This window comes from Acidocella sp., from assembly GCF_052326845.1.
Classification (GTDB): domain Bacteria; phylum Pseudomonadota; class Alphaproteobacteria; order Acetobacterales; family Acetobacteraceae; genus Acidocella.
Genome location: NZ_JBKQJR010000041.1, coordinates 1 through 14288 on the forward strand (window position 1 = coordinate 1; position 14288 = coordinate 14288).

At 67.2% G+C, this 14288-nt stretch carries 18 protein-coding genes; 8 read left to right on the plus strand and 10 right to left on the minus strand.

Annotation, left to right across the window (positions count from 1 at the left end):
• Positions 1-137 precede the first annotated feature (137 nt).
• The 5 genes from ACLPJJ_RS02725 to hslV form a co-directional block, all read right to left on the minus strand.
• Complete coding sequence (locus ACLPJJ_RS02725) at positions 138-1448, minus strand: MFS transporter (RefSeq protein ID WP_443589292.1); 1311 nt, start codon at positions 1446-1448, stop codon at positions 138-140.
• 72 nt (positions 1449-1520) lie between these two features.
• Entirely contained in the window at positions 1521-2030 is a 510-nt protein-coding gene (locus ACLPJJ_RS02730) for a demethoxyubiquinone hydroxylase family protein (RefSeq protein ID WP_443589264.1), read from the minus strand.
• Positions 2027-2494, minus strand: coding sequence for a disulfide bond formation protein B (locus ACLPJJ_RS02735; protein WP_443589266.1), 468 nt, complete (start codon positions 2492-2494; stop codon positions 2027-2029). Before ACLPJJ_RS02735 ends, ACLPJJ_RS02730 begins: the two co-directional genes overlap by 4 nt.
• 72 nt (positions 2495-2566) lie before the next feature.
• Positions 2567-3883, minus strand: a complete 1317-nt coding sequence (gene hslU, locus ACLPJJ_RS02740; RefSeq protein WP_443589268.1) for an ATP-dependent protease ATPase subunit HslU — start codon at positions 3881-3883, stop codon at positions 2567-2569.
• Complete coding sequence (gene hslV, locus ACLPJJ_RS02745) at positions 3883-4434, minus strand: ATP-dependent protease subunit HslV (protein ID WP_443589269.1); 552 nt, start codon at positions 4432-4434, stop codon at positions 3883-3885. The genes hslU and hslV overlap by 1 nt, the downstream gene beginning before the upstream one ends.
• 170 nt (positions 4435-4604) lie before the next feature.
• Here hslV and ACLPJJ_RS02750 point away from each other — a divergent pair, with 170 nt between their 5' ends.
• From ACLPJJ_RS02750 to ACLPJJ_RS02760, 3 genes are all read left to right on the plus strand, one after another.
• Positions 4605-5486 carry a helix-turn-helix transcriptional regulator gene (locus tag ACLPJJ_RS02750; RefSeq protein ID WP_443589271.1) on the plus strand — a complete coding sequence of 294 codons (882 nt, stop codon included), beginning with the start codon at positions 4605-4607 and terminating at the stop codon, positions 5484-5486.
• A 68-nt stretch (positions 5487-5554) separates the two neighbouring features.
• The gene (locus ACLPJJ_RS02755; RefSeq protein ID WP_443589273.1) at positions 5555-6463 is read left to right on the plus strand and encodes a hypothetical protein; all 909 of its coding nucleotides are present in this window, start codon (positions 5555-5557) and stop codon (positions 6461-6463) included.
• Positions 6464-6526: 63 nt separating this feature from the next.
• Positions 6527-7081 (plus strand): nucleoside 2-deoxyribosyltransferase, encoded by a 555-nt coding sequence (locus ACLPJJ_RS02760; protein WP_443589275.1) that lies wholly within the window; start codon positions 6527-6529, stop codon positions 7079-7081.
• Here the strand turns inward: ACLPJJ_RS02760 and ACLPJJ_RS02765 are convergent.
• Positions 7078-7770 (minus strand): response regulator transcription factor, encoded by a 693-nt coding sequence (locus tag ACLPJJ_RS02765; RefSeq protein WP_443589277.1) that lies wholly within the window; start codon positions 7768-7770, stop codon positions 7078-7080. The two genes, ACLPJJ_RS02760 and ACLPJJ_RS02765, sit on opposite strands and share 4 nt — an antisense overlap.
• A gap of 100 nt (positions 7771-7870) precedes the next feature.
• On the opposite strand from ACLPJJ_RS02765, the gene ribA reads away from it, so the two are divergent.
• Complete coding sequence (gene ribA / locus ACLPJJ_RS02770) at positions 7871-8992, plus strand: GTP cyclohydrolase II (protein WP_443589279.1); 1122 nt, start codon at positions 7871-7873, stop codon at positions 8990-8992.
• Complete coding sequence (locus ACLPJJ_RS02775; RefSeq protein ID WP_443589281.1) at positions 8973-9482, plus strand: L,D-transpeptidase family protein; 510 nt, start codon at positions 8973-8975, stop codon at positions 9480-9482. The genes ribA and ACLPJJ_RS02775 overlap by 20 nt, the downstream gene beginning before the upstream one ends.
• On the opposite strand, the gene ACLPJJ_RS02780 is transcribed toward ACLPJJ_RS02775, so the two are convergent.
• Together ACLPJJ_RS02780 and ispD are read right to left on the minus strand one after the other, a co-directional pair.
• A complete protein-coding gene (locus ACLPJJ_RS02780; protein WP_443589283.1) occupies positions 9479-10174 on the minus strand; it encodes an SIMPL domain-containing protein in 696 nt (231 codons plus the stop codon). The two genes, ACLPJJ_RS02775 and ACLPJJ_RS02780, sit on opposite strands and share 4 nt — an antisense overlap.
• Before the next feature lie 36 nt (positions 10175-10210).
• Positions 10211-10888 carry a 2-C-methyl-D-erythritol 4-phosphate cytidylyltransferase gene (ispD, locus tag ACLPJJ_RS02785; protein WP_443589285.1) on the minus strand — a complete coding sequence of 226 codons (678 nt, stop codon included), beginning with the start codon at positions 10886-10888 and terminating at the stop codon, positions 10211-10213.
• Between the two features lie 123 nt (positions 10889-11011).
• On the opposite strand from ispD, the gene dmeF reads away from it, so the two are divergent.
• From dmeF to ACLPJJ_RS02800, 3 genes are read left to right on the plus strand one after another with little or no spacing between them, the layout of a single operon-like run.
• Positions 11012-11968 (plus strand): CDF family Co(II)/Ni(II) efflux transporter DmeF, encoded by a 957-nt coding sequence (gene dmeF, locus ACLPJJ_RS02790; RefSeq protein ID WP_443589287.1) that lies wholly within the window; start codon positions 11012-11014, stop codon positions 11966-11968.
• Entirely contained in the window at positions 11965-12993 is a 1029-nt protein-coding gene (locus tag ACLPJJ_RS02795) for a GNAT family N-acetyltransferase (protein ID WP_443589288.1), read from the plus strand. Before dmeF ends, ACLPJJ_RS02795 begins: the two co-directional genes overlap by 4 nt.
• A gap of 36 nt (positions 12994-13029) precedes the next feature.
• Positions 13030-13275 (plus strand): DUF2188 domain-containing protein, encoded by a 246-nt coding sequence (locus tag ACLPJJ_RS02800; protein WP_443589289.1) that lies wholly within the window; start codon positions 13030-13032, stop codon positions 13273-13275.
• On the opposite strand, the gene ACLPJJ_RS02805 is transcribed toward ACLPJJ_RS02800, so the two are convergent.
• Both ACLPJJ_RS02805 and ACLPJJ_RS02810 read right to left on the minus strand, forming a co-directional pair.
• The gene (locus ACLPJJ_RS02805) at positions 13272-14105 is read right to left on the minus strand and encodes a CDP-alcohol phosphatidyltransferase family protein (RefSeq protein WP_443589290.1); all 834 of its coding nucleotides are present in this window, start codon (positions 14103-14105) and stop codon (positions 13272-13274) included. The genes ACLPJJ_RS02800 and ACLPJJ_RS02805 overlap by 4 nt on opposite strands.
• Positions 14102-14288: phosphatidylserine decarboxylase (locus ACLPJJ_RS02810; protein ID WP_443589291.1), on the minus strand; the 187-nt coding region annotated here is incomplete at its 5' end. The genes ACLPJJ_RS02810 and ACLPJJ_RS02805, both read right to left, overlap by 4 nt.

Genomic DNA, 14288 nt, shown 5'->3' on the forward strand with positions numbered 1-14288 from the left:
TCAGAGCCTGATCACGCCCAACGATCCGGCGCGAACTCTCAACCCACCAACGCAGTGCGATCGTTCAAACCCAATCGGGCCAACTACACCTAGATCAGCACTCGCGTTTTTCCACGGCCTCGGTCGAAACCCACCCCTCACCCGCCCCTGACAAACACCCGGCTGAAACTGATCGTGGCGGCGAAATAGGCCGTCCCGGCCGCGAAATCGAGGCACGCGGCATAAGGCGCGTCGCGCACCAGCCCCAAGGTGAGCGCCACCAGCATGCCCCCCACCGTCTGCCCCAGCAGCCGCGCCACCGAGACCATGCCGCTCGCCCCGCCGATGCGGCGCTTCGGCACAGTGCCGATCATCGCCTTGTTGTTGGGCGGCTGGAACAGCCCGAACCCCGCCCCGGCCATGAAGATGCGCCAGGCGATGTCGAGGTTGGAGGGATCAGGCGGCATCAGCCGCAGCAGCAGGAACCCGGTGCCGGTGATGGCGAGCCCGATGGTAGAGAGGATCACCGCCGGGTAGCGGTCCGCCAGCCGCCCGACCACCGGCGCCACCGCAACAATCGCCAGCGGCCAGGGCGTGATGAGCAGGCCCGTCGCCACCGGGCCGCGATGCAGCACGTTCATCAGCGCGAACGGCATGGGGATGATGAAGAAGTTGGAGGCGATGAAGGCGAAGAAGCCGGTGAGAAAGGCGGTGCGGAACCCGCCGCGCGCCAGCAGGTCCACCGGCAGCAACGGGTCGCTCCGGCCAAGCTGGCGCAGCACCAGCGCCGCCAAGCTCACCGCGCCCATGGCCAGCAGCGCCAGCGAGAGCCCGATGCCGCTGGCATGGGCGAAGCGGTCGCCGCCGATGATGACCCCGCCAAAGGCCAAAGCCAGCAGCACGGTGCTGGCATAGTCGAACCCGCCCGGGAGGCGCGGCGTGTCGGGCAGCGCGGTGAGCGCGAAATAGAACGCCGCACCACCAAGCGGCAGGTTGATAAGGAACAGCCACGGCCAAGTGGCGACAGCCAGTACGGCGGCGGCGATGGTCGGGCCGATGGCCACGCCCAGCCCGATGACGAGGCCGTTGAGCGCGATGCCCCGGCCCAGCATATTCGGCGGATAGATATAGCGCAGCAGCGCGGCATTAACGCCCAGGATGCACGCCGCCCCCAGCCCTTGCAGCGCCCTGGCCGCCGCCAGCACAAGCAGCGACGGCGCAATAGCGCAGAACAGCGAGGCGATGACGAACAGCGCCAGCCCCACCCGGCACAAACGCGCATGTCCCAGCCTGTCGCCAAGTGCTGCCACCGGCAGCAGCGCGATCACGGTGATGAGCTGGTAGGCGTTGATGACCCAGATGGCGGCGGAATCGGTGCAGTGAATGCTGAGCGCGATGCGCGGCAGCGCCACGTTGACCACGGTATAGTCCAGCACGGAGAGCAGCACGGCCAGGGCCATGCCGAACATGGCGCGCTGGCGTGCCCCCTGGGGCAGACCCTCCTGGGCCGTGCTGGCAATGGCGGCGGACACCAACCCCGCCTAGACGACCTCGCTCATGCGGATGGCGGCTTTGCAGCCCAGCCGGATGAGCCCCGAGAGCAGCTTGTAGGCCGGCGCCCGCTCGGCCCCGTTCTCCAGCCCGATATCACGGTGCTCGACTTCCTCCAGCCGGAAGATCTCGATGGTGTCGCGCAGATCCGCCTCATCCTCGCCCAGCGTGTCGCGCTGTGCTGCGTAATGGGCGTCGATGGTCTCCTCCACCGCCACGGTGCAGGCCATCGCCGCCTCGGGCCCGATGGCCGCCGTCACCGCACCGAGCGCGAACCCGGCGACATGCCAGAACGGCAGCATCGCGGTGGGGCGCACCCGGCGGCGCGCGATCATCTCGGCGAAGGTGTCCAGATGCACCTGCTCCTGCGCCTTCATGTGCTCCAGCTGCGGCCCGTGCTTGCCCCGGCCCAGCACGGCAAGCTGCCCGGCATAGATCCGCGCCGCGCCGTACTCGCCGGCATGGTCCACGCGGATGAACTTCTTCACATCATCGCTCATCGGAACACTCTCCTCTTGCGCGCCACATAGGCCAGCAGCGCCACGGCAAACACCAGCGCGGCGCACATATCCATCATCGCCATGGAAACGGGCAGACCCGGGATCAGGTAAACCGGCCTATCGCAGGGCGTGGCGGGAATCAGCGGCAGTGGCTGACCCGGCACCAGCGCGCCGTTGCATTCCGGCAGCGGCGAGTTCCACCAGTTGAACTCCACCCCCACATGCAGGAAGGCGATGCCCACATCGCCCAGCATCACCAGCCCGGCCAGGGCCAGCAGCAGCCGCGTGGTCCTGGGCTTGCCCAGGGCGGCCAGCAGGCCAAGCGCCGCCACGATGCGGTACGGCCAACGCTCCCACAGGCAGAGTTCACATGGCGTCAACAACAGCCCGTATTGCGCGAAATAGGCGATACCCAGCGCCGTCAGCGCCGTCAGCGCCGTCAACAACCCAGCCAACTTGTTCATGGCGGGGGCTTTAGCGGCGTTTTCCGCGCCGCTGAAAGCCCCCGGTGTTGAACTTTCCCGCAACCGTCACCTTTACAGGATGAAGCGGGAAAGGTCGCCCTTTGCCGCCAGCGGGGCCACGCGCTCATTCACATAGGCGGCATCCACCGCCACGGTGTCGCCGGAGCGGTCGCTGGCGGCGAAGCTGATCTCCTCCAGGAGCCGCTCGATCACCGTGGCCAAGCGCCGGGCGCCGATATTCTCCACCCGGTCGTTGATGTCGTAGGCGAGCCCGGCAATGGCATCCACCGCGTCATCGGTGAAGTTCAGCGTCACGTTCTCGGTCCCCAGCAGCGCGGTGTACTGCTTGAGCAGCGAATGCTCGGTATCGGTGAGAATGCGCCTGAAATCCTCGCGCGAGAGCGAGTTCAGCTCCACGCGGATCGGCAAGCGGCCCTGCAACTCGGGCAGCAGGTCAGCCGGCTTGGCCACATGGAAAGCGCCGGAGGCGATGAACAGGATATAGTCCGTCTTCACTGGCCCGTATTTGGTGGAGACGGTGGTACCCTCGATTAGCGGCAGCAGGTCGCGCTGCACGCCCTCGCGCGAGACATCGGCGCCCCGGAACCCGCCCTCGCTTTTGGCGCAGATCTTGTCGATCTCGTCGAGGAACACGATGCCGTTCTGCTCGGCATGGCGCAGCGCGTCCTTGGTCAGGGCCTCCGTGTCCAGCAGCTTGTCGGCTTCCTCGCGATGCAGGGCGCGGCGGGCCTCGTCCACGCGCATCTTTTTCTTCTGCGCCGGGCGGCCGAACATGCCCTTCATCATATCGCCAAGGTTGATCGCCCCGCCCTGCGGCATGTTGGGCAGGTCGATCATCCCGATCGGCGTACCGGAGGTCTCGCCCACGGCGATCTCGATCTCCTTGTCCTCCATCTCGCCGGCGCGCAGCATGCGGCGGAACTTCACCCGCGTATCGGCGGAAGCCCCCTCGCCCACCAGCGCGGAGATCAGGCGTTCCTCGGCGTTCAGCTCCGCTTTCGCTTCGACGCCCTTGCGGTTCTGCTCGCGCAGCATGGTGATGCTGGCCTCCACCAGGTCGCGCACGATGCTTTCCACGTCGCGGCCGACATAGCCGACCTCGGTGAACTTCGTGGCCTCCACCTTGATGAACGGCGCCTGGGCCAGCTTGGCGAGGCGGCGGGCGATCTCGGTCTTGCCGCAGCCCGTGGGCCCGATCATCAGGATGTTCTTCGGCACCACCTCGTCGCGCATGTCATCGCTCAGCTGCAGGCGGCGCCAGCGGTTGCGCAGCGCGATGGCCACGGCGCGCTTGGCGTCGTTCTGGCCGATGATGAAGCGGTCAAGCTCGGAGACGATCTCGCGGGGCGAGTAAACAGGAGCATCCATCAGATGGTTTCTACAATCAGGTTTTCGTTGGTGTAGATGCATATATCCGCGGCGATCTTCATCGCCCGGCGGGCGATCTCCTCGGCCGTGAGGTCCGGCACCGTCATCAGCGCCCGGGCCGCGGACAAGGCGTAATTGCCGCCGGAGCCAATGGCGATGACGCCGTCGCTCGGCTCCAGCACGTCGCCATTGCCGGTGAGGGTGAAGCCGCGCTCCTTGTCGGCGACGATCAGCATCGCCTCCAGCCGGCGCAGATAGCGGTCCATGCGCCAGTCCTTGGCCAGCTCCACGCAGGCGCGTTCCAGTTGGTTGGGGAAGCGCTCCAACTTCGCCTCCAGCCGCTCCAGCAGGGTGAAGGCATCCGCCGTGGCGCCCGCGAACCCGGCGATGACACTGCCATTGCCGATGCGCCGCACCTTGCGGGCATTGCCCTTCACCACGGTATTGCCCAGGCTTACCTGCCCGTCGCCCGCCACCACCACTTGGCCATTGCGGCGCACGGAAAGAATAGTCGTGCCATGCCAGCCGACCGGATCATGATGTTCTGTCATAAACCAAGACATGGCACCTGCCCCCAACCTTGCCAAGACCTGCCCTAATTCGGCCCAACTGTCTTGCCAGCGTATCATTATGCAATATAATTCAAGTAATATTTGTCAGGCGCTTCCGCGGCGCGCAAAAAACTGCTAACGTCACCCACCGTTTCCGAATTGAAGCTTTAATGATCCCCCCTACTGATTCTGACCTTCTCCCTGGACTAGGCCAGCGCGTGAAGCTGTTGCGTGCCCGCCGCGGGATGACCCGCCGCATTCTGTCCGAGGAGGCTGGCGTGTCCGAGCGCCATCTCGCCAATCTCGAATCCGGCACAGGCAACATCTCCGTGCTGGTGCTTGCCAACGTCGCCACGGCGCTGGACTGTTCCCTCGCCGAGCTGCTGGGGGATGAGACCACCGCGTCGCCGGAATGGCTGATGATCCGCCGCCTGCTGCACGGGCGCGAGCCACACGAGCTGACCGAGGCGTACCACGCGCTCTCCGACCTGTTCGGCACTGCCGGGGCGGCGCAGAACCGGCGCCACCGCATCGCCCTCGTGGGCTTGCGCGGCGCGGGCAAATCCACGCTGGGCCAGATGGCGGCGGCGGAACTCGGCGTGCCGTTCATCGAGCTACGATCCGAGATCACCCGCCTCGCCGGCTGTGCCCCGGTCGAGATCCAGGCGCTGTACGGCTCCAACGCCTATCGCCGCTATGAGCGCGAGGCCCTGGAGGAAACGCTGCTCACGCATGATGCCTGCGTCATCGCCACCGCCGGCGGGCTGGTGGGGGATACCGCGACCTTCGACCTGCTGCTGCACACCTGCTTCACCGTATGGCTGCAGGCCGACCCGGAGGATCATTTCAACCGCGTGCTGGCGCAGGGCGACCAGCGGATGATGCCGGGCAACCGCAATGGCGTCGATGATATCCGTCTGACGCTGGAAAGCCGGGCCAGCTTCTATGCCAAGGCCGATTGCGCCTTCAACACATCCGGCAAGACGCTGGAGGAAGCCTTCGCCGGGCTGATGACGCTTTTGCGCGAGCAGACCCGCGACGCGGTCATCTGAATCCGGCGCAATCCCGGAACGAATTTTTTAACCCCGCCGTTACAATCCTGCTATGCTCGCTTCTGGAAATGGCCGAACACGCGAACCCGCATTACGACCCGGACTGGGCCGGCCGCATCGCCACGGCCGAGGCTTATTATGCCCGCGCGCAAATGCTGTGCGACGCGGCAATGGCCGCGGGCTTCGGCTCACCCAGGCACCGCGCCGCGCTGGACCGCCTGACCGCAGCCAAGAATGAGCTGGCAGCGGCGCGGCTATCTCAGTTTCGCAGCATCGCCGAATATGCCGCCAGGCGCTTCGCCACGCTGGAAGACGCCGGGGACGGCTTCGCGGTCATTCCGGATTTCGCCGCGTTCACCAGCATCGCGGAGGTGGATGAAGCCTGCGAGCGTGCCGCTCAGCACCGGCGCGAGGGATCGCTGGAATACAAAACCCGGCTGCCGACCGGCCAGCCCCACGGCCTCGCCGCCTTTGCCGAAAAAACCACCGTCATCTCCACCTGGCGGCGTTTCGGCCCGGTGGATACAGGCATCGAGTGCATGGTCACCTTCCACGAGACGGCCGGGCGCTACCATATCTGCCTTGCGCATGGCTGGGGCAGCCTGCGGCACAATTCCAATGAGATCTTCCGCCGCATCGCCACCCAGCTGGCGCGCGAGAGCATCATGCTGCTCCGCCCCGCCGCCGCGCCGGTGTTCCGGCCGGACGGCCACCGCCAGGCGCAGAACCGGGACCTGATCCGCGAGGTCAACGCGCTCGCGGCGAGCTTCCAGTTCTACCGGCACCTGTTGCCCGATCGCGGCCTGCGCGAGCAATTCTCCCGCGTGGACATGGGCTGGGACGGCGCCAGTTTCTACGACCCTGACTGGTCCGCAGCGGTGTATGCCACCCTGCCGGAGGCGTTGCGCGCGGCCGCCGCCACGCCCGCGCCCACGCAACTCACGCACGGCACCGCGGTACTGGCGCCGGGCGGCTGACCCCATTTTCATCCGCCCCCGAATCCGGGCAGACTGGGAGCGAATCCCCCAAGGTAGCCCATGATGACCGCGCCCAAAGCCTATCTCGCCGGACCGGATGTGTTCCTGCCCAACGCCGCGGCGCAGGCGGCGGCGAAAATCGCCATCTGCGCCCGCCATGGGCTCACCGGCATCTCGCCGTTCAACCCGGGGCTGGACCTCACTTTGCCCCCGGCCCAGCTCTGGCGGCAGATTTATCTCGACGACATCGCCATGATGCAGGGCTGCGACCTGATCATCGCCAACCTCACGCCGTTTCGCGGCGCCTCGGCCGATGCCGGCACGCTGGTCGAGCTTGGCTGGTTCCTCGGCCAGGGCAGGCTGGTCTTCGGCTACTCCAACAGCGCCGAGGATTTCGCCGCCCGCTCCCTGGCGCAGATGGCCGCCAGCCCCGACCCCGCGCCCGGGCTGGAGGTGGAGAATTTCGGCCTGGTGGACAACCTGATGATCCAGGGCGCGGTGGAATATGGCAGCGGGAGCAGCCTCACCCTGCCACCGGACGGGCGCTCCCGCGAGTTCGACGCGCTGGACGTGTTCGAGCTGTGCGCCGCCGAAGCGGCCAGGAAACTCGGAGCTTAAGGATTCAGCCTGTAGCCGCCGCTTTCCGTCAGCAACAGGCGGGAGGTCGCCGTGTCCGGCTCGATCTTCTGCCGTAGCCGGTACACATGCGTCTCCAGCGTATGCGTCGTCACCGCCGCGTTGTAGCCCCACACCTCGTTCAGCAGCACCTGGCGCGAGATCGGCTTGCCCTCGGCCCGGTAGAGGAACTTCAGGATCGCGGTTTCCTTGTCGGTCAGGCGGATGCGCTTGCCGTCGGCATCGATGAGCTGGCGCGCCGAGGGGCGGAACGTGTACGGCCCGAGGGTGAAGACCGCATCCTCCGAGGTCTCGAAGCTGCGCAGCTGCGCCCGCAGCCGGGCCAGCAGCTCATTCAGCCGGAACGGCTTGGCGATATAGTCGTTTGCCCCCGAATCGAGGCCGCGCACCACATCGGACTCCTCGGCCGAGCCGGTGAGCATGATGATCGGCGACTTGAAGCCCTTGCCGCGCATCCGGCGGCAAAAATCGCGGCCATCGCCGTCGGGCAGCCCCACGTCGAGCAGCAGCGCATCGTAGCGCGCGCCGTCACCATCGAGCCTGGCCTCGGCCGCCGCCAGGCAGCTGGCCTGATCCGGTGCGAACTCTCCGTCCAACTCAAGCTGCTCGATCAGCGCGGAACGCAGGGCATCGTCATCATCCACCACGAGAATTGGACGCTGGGCCGACATGAGTGCCTCCTTGATACTTGAAGGCAAATATACAGAGTTTTCCGGTCTCTGTAAGCCTCTCTGGCCAGACGCCCCAGTACACCCTATTTGATGATACGTAATGACAAAGCTTGCGCATATCGCGGGGGGCACGCTCGGCCCCCCCCGCACCCGGGCCGTGCACCGGGCCATCGCCGAGGCCAGGCGCGGCGTGCCCGTGGTTCTGGCGGCGCGCCACCCGCTCATCATCGTCCCGGCCGAGACCGTGGGCGCCGAAGGGCTGCGCCTGATCGACACGCTCTCCAACGGCCAGGCCATGCTGCTGCTCAGCCCGTCCCGTGCCGCGGCGGTGCTGCAGCATGAGGTGGCGGACAAGGCCCCGGCCATCGCGCTGAGGCTGGCCAGGCCGTTGATCGACGCCCAGACGCTTAAACGCGCCGCCGACCCGACGCTGGAGCAAATCCTCCCGCAATTCGAGACTACCGAAGCCCCGCCCGAGGCCGAGGCCGCCCTGGCCCTGGCCAAGCTCGCCCGGCTGCTGCCCGCCGTGGTCGTGGCCCAGGTTAAGCCCGGCTGGGCCAGCCAGAAGGCGGGGGCAGATCTGCTTTCGGTGCCTGCCGCCGATCTTCTCGCCTACCCGCTCAACCTCGCCGCCTCGCTGACCAAGGTGGCGGAAGTCGCCGTACCGCTGGACGCCGCGCGCGACGCCAGACTCATCGCCTTCCGTGCGCTGGACCAGGGCATCGAGCACATGGCGATTCTCGTCGGCGAGCCGGAGAAACAGGAAGCCCCGCTGGTGCGCATCCATTCCGAATGCTTCACCGGCGACCTGCTGGGCAGCCTGCGCTGCGATTGCGGCCCGCAACTGCAAGGCGCCATCGCCAGCATGGCGCAGGCGGGTGCGGGCGCGGTGCTGTATCTGGCGCAGGAGGGGCGCGGCATCGGGCTCATCAACAAGCTGCGCGCCTACACGCTGCAGGACCAGGGGCTGGACACGGTGGACGCCAACCGCGCGCTCGGCTGGCAGGCCGATGAGCGCAATTTCCACATTGCCGCCGCCATGCTGGAGGCTCTGGGCATCCACAAGATCCGCCTGCTCACCAACAACCCCGAGAAGGTGAAGGGCCTCGCCGCCTGCGGCATCGAGATCCTCGAGCGCGTGCCGCATGAATTCGCCCCCAACGGCGTGAACGATGCCTATCTGGAGACCAAGGCGCGGCGCTTTGGCCACCTCATTGGTTGAGTTCCTGCTCCAGGACGGCCTGCTCACCGGCGCCGGGCATAGCTTCCGCGCCGCGCATGGGCGCTCGGGCGTCATCCCCGCCACGCAGAAGCGCGAAGGCGACGGCGCCACTCCGTCCGGGTTTTTGCGCCTGGTGCGCGTGCTCTACCGGGCCGACCGCATCCCCCCGCCCGCCTGCGCCGTGCTGCTGGAGCCCATCGGCCCGCTGGATGGCTGGTGCGACGATCCGGCCGACCCGGCCTACAACAAGCCCGTGCGCCTGCCCTACGCTGCCAGCCACGAGGAACTCTGGCGCAACGATCATGTTTACGACGTGATCGGCGTGCTGGACTGGAATCTCGATCCCGTCACCCCCGGGCGAGGCTCGGCCATCTTCTTCCACGTGGCCACGGCGGATTACGCGCCCACGGCGGGCTGCGTCGCGCTGGCGCTGCCCGATATCCTGGCGGCACTCAGGGCCGGGCTGAGCGGGATACGCGTACCGGGCTAATTCTGCGCCGCGTCGAGTTCGATGGTCGCCGTTACATCCGCCGAGACCTGGATGTTACCCGGCGCCGAGACCGGCGGTGCAGCCCCACCCACGGCCATGGCCATCATCGGCACCGGGCGGGGCGGAGGCGCGGCATTCACGGTCAGCGTCTTCACCGGGCCGACGCGCTCATGCAGTTGCGCCGCCACCGCCTCCGCCTGCGCCTCGATCTGATCCAGCGCGGCCACTATTGCCTGCTGCTGCGCCGCCGTGCGCGCCGTGGCGGAGAGATCGCCGCCGAGATTGTTCATCAGCACCCCCTGCTGCTGCAAGTTGCCGAGCAGATCGGCGAAGGCGGCCGATGGCACGCCCCCCGCCGCCTTCATCGTTAATTGCAGCGTCTGGTTGGCCTGATAAGTGGGAGGAGAACTTTGCCCGGGTGGCTGAAATTGCTGGAAGGCAGTGTAGGCGCCGGTGGTGACCACCACGCCGGGCACGGCGCGGGCCTGGGGGAGCACCTTGGACATTTGCTTATTCACGCTGGCCTGCGCGGCGGAGGCGGTGGGCAACTCGGCATGCACGGTCAGCGAGGCCACCGCCTCATCCGGCACAGCCTCGGTCTCGCCGGTGGCGCCGATCGTAAGCATGGTCTGCGCCCCGGCGGGCATGGCGGACAAAGCGAACAGCATAGCGGTCAAGGCGGTGCGGCGCATGGCGTGTCTCCTTGCCATGAGCCTAGCACGGACGGATCAGCCGCGCAGCATGAACTCCGCCCGGGCGAGGTCCGACGCCGTGGTGATCTTGAAATTATCCTCGGTACCCGCGACCATTTCCACCCGCAGCCCGGCATGCTCGGCGATCATCGAATCATCGGTGAATTCCGTCTCCGGCGCGCTCACCACCGCATGGCGGTGCGCGGCCAGGATATCGGCATAGCGGAAGCCCTGGGGCGTCTGTGCCCGCCATAGCCCGGCGCGGTCCACCGTGCCGGTGACGATGCCGTTCTCCACCCGCTTCAGCGTATCCGCCAACGGCACACCCACGACCACCGCGGGCACCCGGTCCAGCGCCGCCAGCGCGGCGGTGATGGTCTCCGGAGCGATAAAGGGGCGCACCGCGTCGTGGATCAGCACCTTCTCGGGCTTCAGCCCGGCGATTCCCTCCAGCCCCAGCCGCGCCGAATCCTGGCGCGTGGCGCCGCCGAACAGCACCGGGGGCAGCTTCTCCAGCCCTTCCACGGCCGCCTCGTACAGCGCCACGTCATCCGGGTGGATCAGCACCTGCACCGCGTCGACATCCTTATGACTGGCGAGCGCCGTGATCGTGCGGCGCAGGATCGGCTGCCCGCCAAGGGTGAGATATTGCTTGGGCAGCGGCCCGCCGAGCCGGTAGCCCCGCCCCGCCGCGACAATCATTGCGATATTCATGGTGACAGCCTGTTCCTGGCGCTGTGTGTATCCGGGCCGGGACCATACGCGCCACGCGCTTGTGGCGGCAAGCTGCGCACCCTAAAATACGGGCAACACAAGCGCAGCAATTTGGAGAGTGCAATGTCCGGCTTTGAATTCACGGCGGGCGCGCAAACGCCGGGGCAGTCGCACGTGTTCCTCGGCCAGGGGCATGAGAGCAACGAGCGCCGCACATGGGCGGTGATCTGGGTCTGCACCGCGATGATGGTGCTGGAGATCGTCGGCGGGCTGTGGTTCGGCTCCATCGCCCTGGTGGCCGACGGCCTGCACATGAGTACCCATGCCGGGGCGTTGCTGCTGGCGGCGTTGGCCTACACCTTCGCCCGCCGCCATGCGCAGGACCCGCGCTTCTCCTTCGGCACCGGCAAGCTTGGCGATCTCGCGGGCTTCACCAGCGCCATCATCCTCGGCGTCATCGCCATCGGCATCGGCGCCGAGGCCGTGCGCCGCTTCTTCTCCCCGGTGCATATCCATTTCGCCGAGGCGATTCCCATCGCGGTGCTCGGCCTGGGCGTGAACGTGCTCTCCGCCTGGCTGCTCGGCGCCGGGCACCACCATGGCCATCACGGCCACGATCATGACGACGACCATGACCATGACCACGACCACAAGCACCACCAGGACAACAACATGCGCGCCGCCATGGTGCACGTGATGGCCGATGCCGCCGTCTCCGTGGCGGTGATCTTCGGCCTGGTGCTGGCGAAGCTCTTCGGCTGGCTCTGGATGGACCCGCTGGCCGGCATCCTCGGCGCCGTCGTCATCGCCAGCTGGGCGGTAACGCTAGTACGGGACACCGGGGCGATCCTGCTGGACATGACGCCCGACGCGCAGATGGCGCAGGCCCTGCGCACGCTGGTGGAGAAAGAAGGCGACCTGCTCGCCGATTTCCATCTATGGCGCCTGGGCCCCGGACATCTCGGCGCCATACTCTCGGTGCAGACCGCCTCGAGCCGGGATGTACAATATTACCGCGCGCGGCTGGAGGAGTTCAGCACGCTGTCGCATGTCACCATCGAGGTTCAGCACAGCGCATGAACTTCACCATCCGCGCCACCACACCGGGCGACGCCGAAGCCATCGCCTCGCTGCGCAACATGCCGGGCGTGCGCCCCAACATCCTCGCTTTGCCGTTCGAGAGCGTGGCGCGTAGCCGCGCCTATATCGCCGCCACCGGGCCGGAGAAGACAAGTCTCGTCGCCTGCGCGGGGGAGCGCGTCATCGGCACAGCCAGCCTGATCCGCGCCAAGGCGCCCCGCCGCGCCCATGCCGCGGAACTTGGCATCATGGTGGCCGATGACCATCAGGGCAAAGGGGTGGGCACCGCCTTGTTCGCGGCGCTCATCGACCTTGCCGACAACTGGCTCAACCTGCACCGGCTGGAACTGGGCGTGTATGCGGACAATGCCCCCGCCCTGGCGCTGTACCGCAAGTTCGGGTTCGAGGTAGAGGCGCATGAGCGGCAGGATGCGTTCCGGGCTGGCGCCTATGCGGACTCCTGTCTCATGGCGCGCATCCGCCCCGGGCTGACGCCCGATACCTCCACCCCGCCGCCACCGTCCGCACCGGCGCCGGATCTGCCCTGGCACCTGCGCGCCGCCGAACCCGGGGATCTGGAAGGCATCACCGCCATCCTCAACCAGCCCATCGTGCGCCACTACACGCTGCGTCCGCCGTTTTCCGATCCGGAGCTGAACCGCCATCTGGCCGAGCCGCCGGAAGAGTTCAAGGTCATCGTCGCTGTGGCGGGGGATACAATTTGCGGCGTCGCCGCGCTCACCATGGGCAAGCGCCGCCAGGCGCATACGGGCGACATCGCCCTGCTCGCCGTGCATGATGCCTGGGCCCGGCGCGGCATCGGGCGGGCGCTGCTCGGCGCTCTGCTCGACATCGCAGATAACTGGCTCAACCTGCGCCGCCTCACGCTCAACGTCCTGGCCGACAACGACACCGCCATCCCCCTTTATGCCGCGCATGGGTTCGTGGTGGAGGGGCGCAAGCGCGCCGACGTGTTCCGCCAGGGCGCCTTCGCCGATACCCTGGCCATGGCAAGGTTGCGCTGAAATGTTTATATTGGCCCCAAAACAAGGAGCGCCAAAATGAGCAGCAACTTCCACTATAAAGTCGTGCCGCATGATGGCGGCTGGGCCTACACCCTGAACGGCGCCTATTCCGAGACCTTCCGCACGCATGACGCGGCGCTGAAAGCCGCGCGCCGGGTGGCCAATGAGCAGCGCGTGCCGGGCGAGAGCACCTATATCGAGTACCAGACCGAGGACGGAAAATGGCACACCGAGCTGGCGCTCGGTGCCGACCGGCCGGACACGGATGTCGTAGAAGATTAGGCTTCTACGACATCCTCGGCGGCGGCGCGGCGCGCTTCCGCCTGGCGCGCCAGCTTGCGGTAACTGCGCAAGCTGAACGGCAGCATCACCATATAGGCCAGCGCCAGCAGCGCGCCTGCCAGATACGGGTCGGCGAGGATCAGCGACGCCAGCACCACCACGCCGAGCAGCATCGGCAGCAACCCCGCATTGGGGATCTTGAAGTTCTTGAAGCTCCACACCGGCAGGGTGGAGACGCTCAACCCCCCCCCCACCACCAGCACCGCCCCGGTGAACAGGGGAAACGCCGCCAGCTGGTGCAGCCAGCTCAAGCCGAGCTGATCCGCCTCCAGCCCCACGAAGAGCGGGAACAGCGCCAGCGCGGCACCCGCCGGGGCCGGCACGCCGGTAAAGAAATTATAGGCGAAGGCGGCTTTCGGCGCGGAGTCCAGCGCCGCGTTGAAGCGCGCCAGACGCAACGCCATGCAAGAGGCGAACATCAGCGGCGGCAGGAAGCCCATCGCCCCCAGCGATTGCAGCGACCACATATACAGCAGCAGCGCCGGGGCCACGCCGAAGCAGAGGAAGTCAGACAGACTGTCCAACTCCGCGCCCAAGCGCGAGGTCGCCTTCAGCATGCGTGCCAGCCGCCCGTCCAGCCCGTCGATCACCATCGACACGGCAATGGCGATCACCGCCGCGCCGTAGCGGTCCTGCATACCAAACCGGATGGCCGAGAGCCCGATGCACAACCCGAGCAGCGTCATCAGGTTGGGCAGCATGCGGTTGAAGCTCAGGCCCGAGAAACGCTGCCGGCGGGGCAGCCGGTGGCGGCGGCGCGGTGGAATCATGGCGCGGCAGGCAGCTCGGCGATCACCGTCTCGCCGCCGATCATGCGCTGGCCGACCGCCACCAGCGGGGTGCAACCCTCGGGCAGATACAGGTCGGTACGGCTGCCGAAGCGGATGATGCCGAAGCGCTGGCCGGCCGTGAGGCTCTGGCCCTCATGCACTTCGCACAGGATGCGCCGCGCG

Coding starts and splice junctions, on each gene's coding strand:
- ACLPJJ_RS02725 (WP_443589292.1), bottom strand. CDS start 1,448: ATGTTCGGCATGGCCCTGGCCGTGCTGCTCTCCGTGCTGGACTATACC.
- ACLPJJ_RS02730 (WP_443589264.1), bottom strand. CDS start 2,030: ATGAGCGATGATGTGAAGAAGTTCATCCGCGTGGACCATGCCGGCGAG.
- ACLPJJ_RS02735 (WP_443589266.1), bottom strand. CDS start 2,494: ATGAACAAGTTGGCTGGGTTGTTGACGGCGCTGACGGCGCTGACGGCG.
- hslU (WP_443589268.1), bottom strand. CDS start 3,883: ATGGATGCTCCTGTTTACTCGCCCCGCGAGATCGTCTCCGAGCTTGAC.
- hslV (WP_443589269.1), bottom strand. CDS start 4,434: ATGACAGAACATCATGATCCGGTCGGCTGGCATGGCACGACTATTCTT.
- ACLPJJ_RS02750 (WP_443589271.1), top strand. CDS start 4,605: ATGATCCCCCCTACTGATTCTGACCTTCTCCCTGGACTAGGCCAGCGC.
- ACLPJJ_RS02755 (WP_443589273.1), top strand. CDS start 5,555: ATGGCCGAACACGCGAACCCGCATTACGACCCGGACTGGGCCGGCCGC.
- ACLPJJ_RS02760 (WP_443589275.1), top strand. CDS start 6,527: ATGACCGCGCCCAAAGCCTATCTCGCCGGACCGGATGTGTTCCTGCCC.
- ACLPJJ_RS02765 (WP_443589277.1), bottom strand. CDS start 7,770: ATGTCGGCCCAGCGTCCAATTCTCGTGGTGGATGATGACGATGCCCTG.
- ribA (WP_443589279.1), top strand. CDS start 7,871: ATGACAAAGCTTGCGCATATCGCGGGGGGCACGCTCGGCCCCCCCCGC.
- ACLPJJ_RS02780 (WP_443589283.1), bottom strand. CDS start 10,174: ATGCGCCGCACCGCCTTGACCGCTATGCTGTTCGCTTTGTCCGCCATG.
- ispD (WP_443589285.1), bottom strand. CDS start 10,888: ATGAATATCGCAATGATTGTCGCGGCGGGGCGGGGCTACCGGCTCGGC.
- dmeF (WP_443589287.1), top strand. CDS start 11,012: ATGTCCGGCTTTGAATTCACGGCGGGCGCGCAAACGCCGGGGCAGTCG.
- ACLPJJ_RS02795 (WP_443589288.1), top strand. CDS start 11,965: ATGAACTTCACCATCCGCGCCACCACACCGGGCGACGCCGAAGCCATC.
- ACLPJJ_RS02800 (WP_443589289.1), top strand. CDS start 13,030: ATGAGCAGCAACTTCCACTATAAAGTCGTGCCGCATGATGGCGGCTGG.
- ACLPJJ_RS02805 (WP_443589290.1), bottom strand. CDS start 14,105: ATGATTCCACCGCGCCGCCGCCACCGGCTGCCCCGCCGGCAGCGTTTC.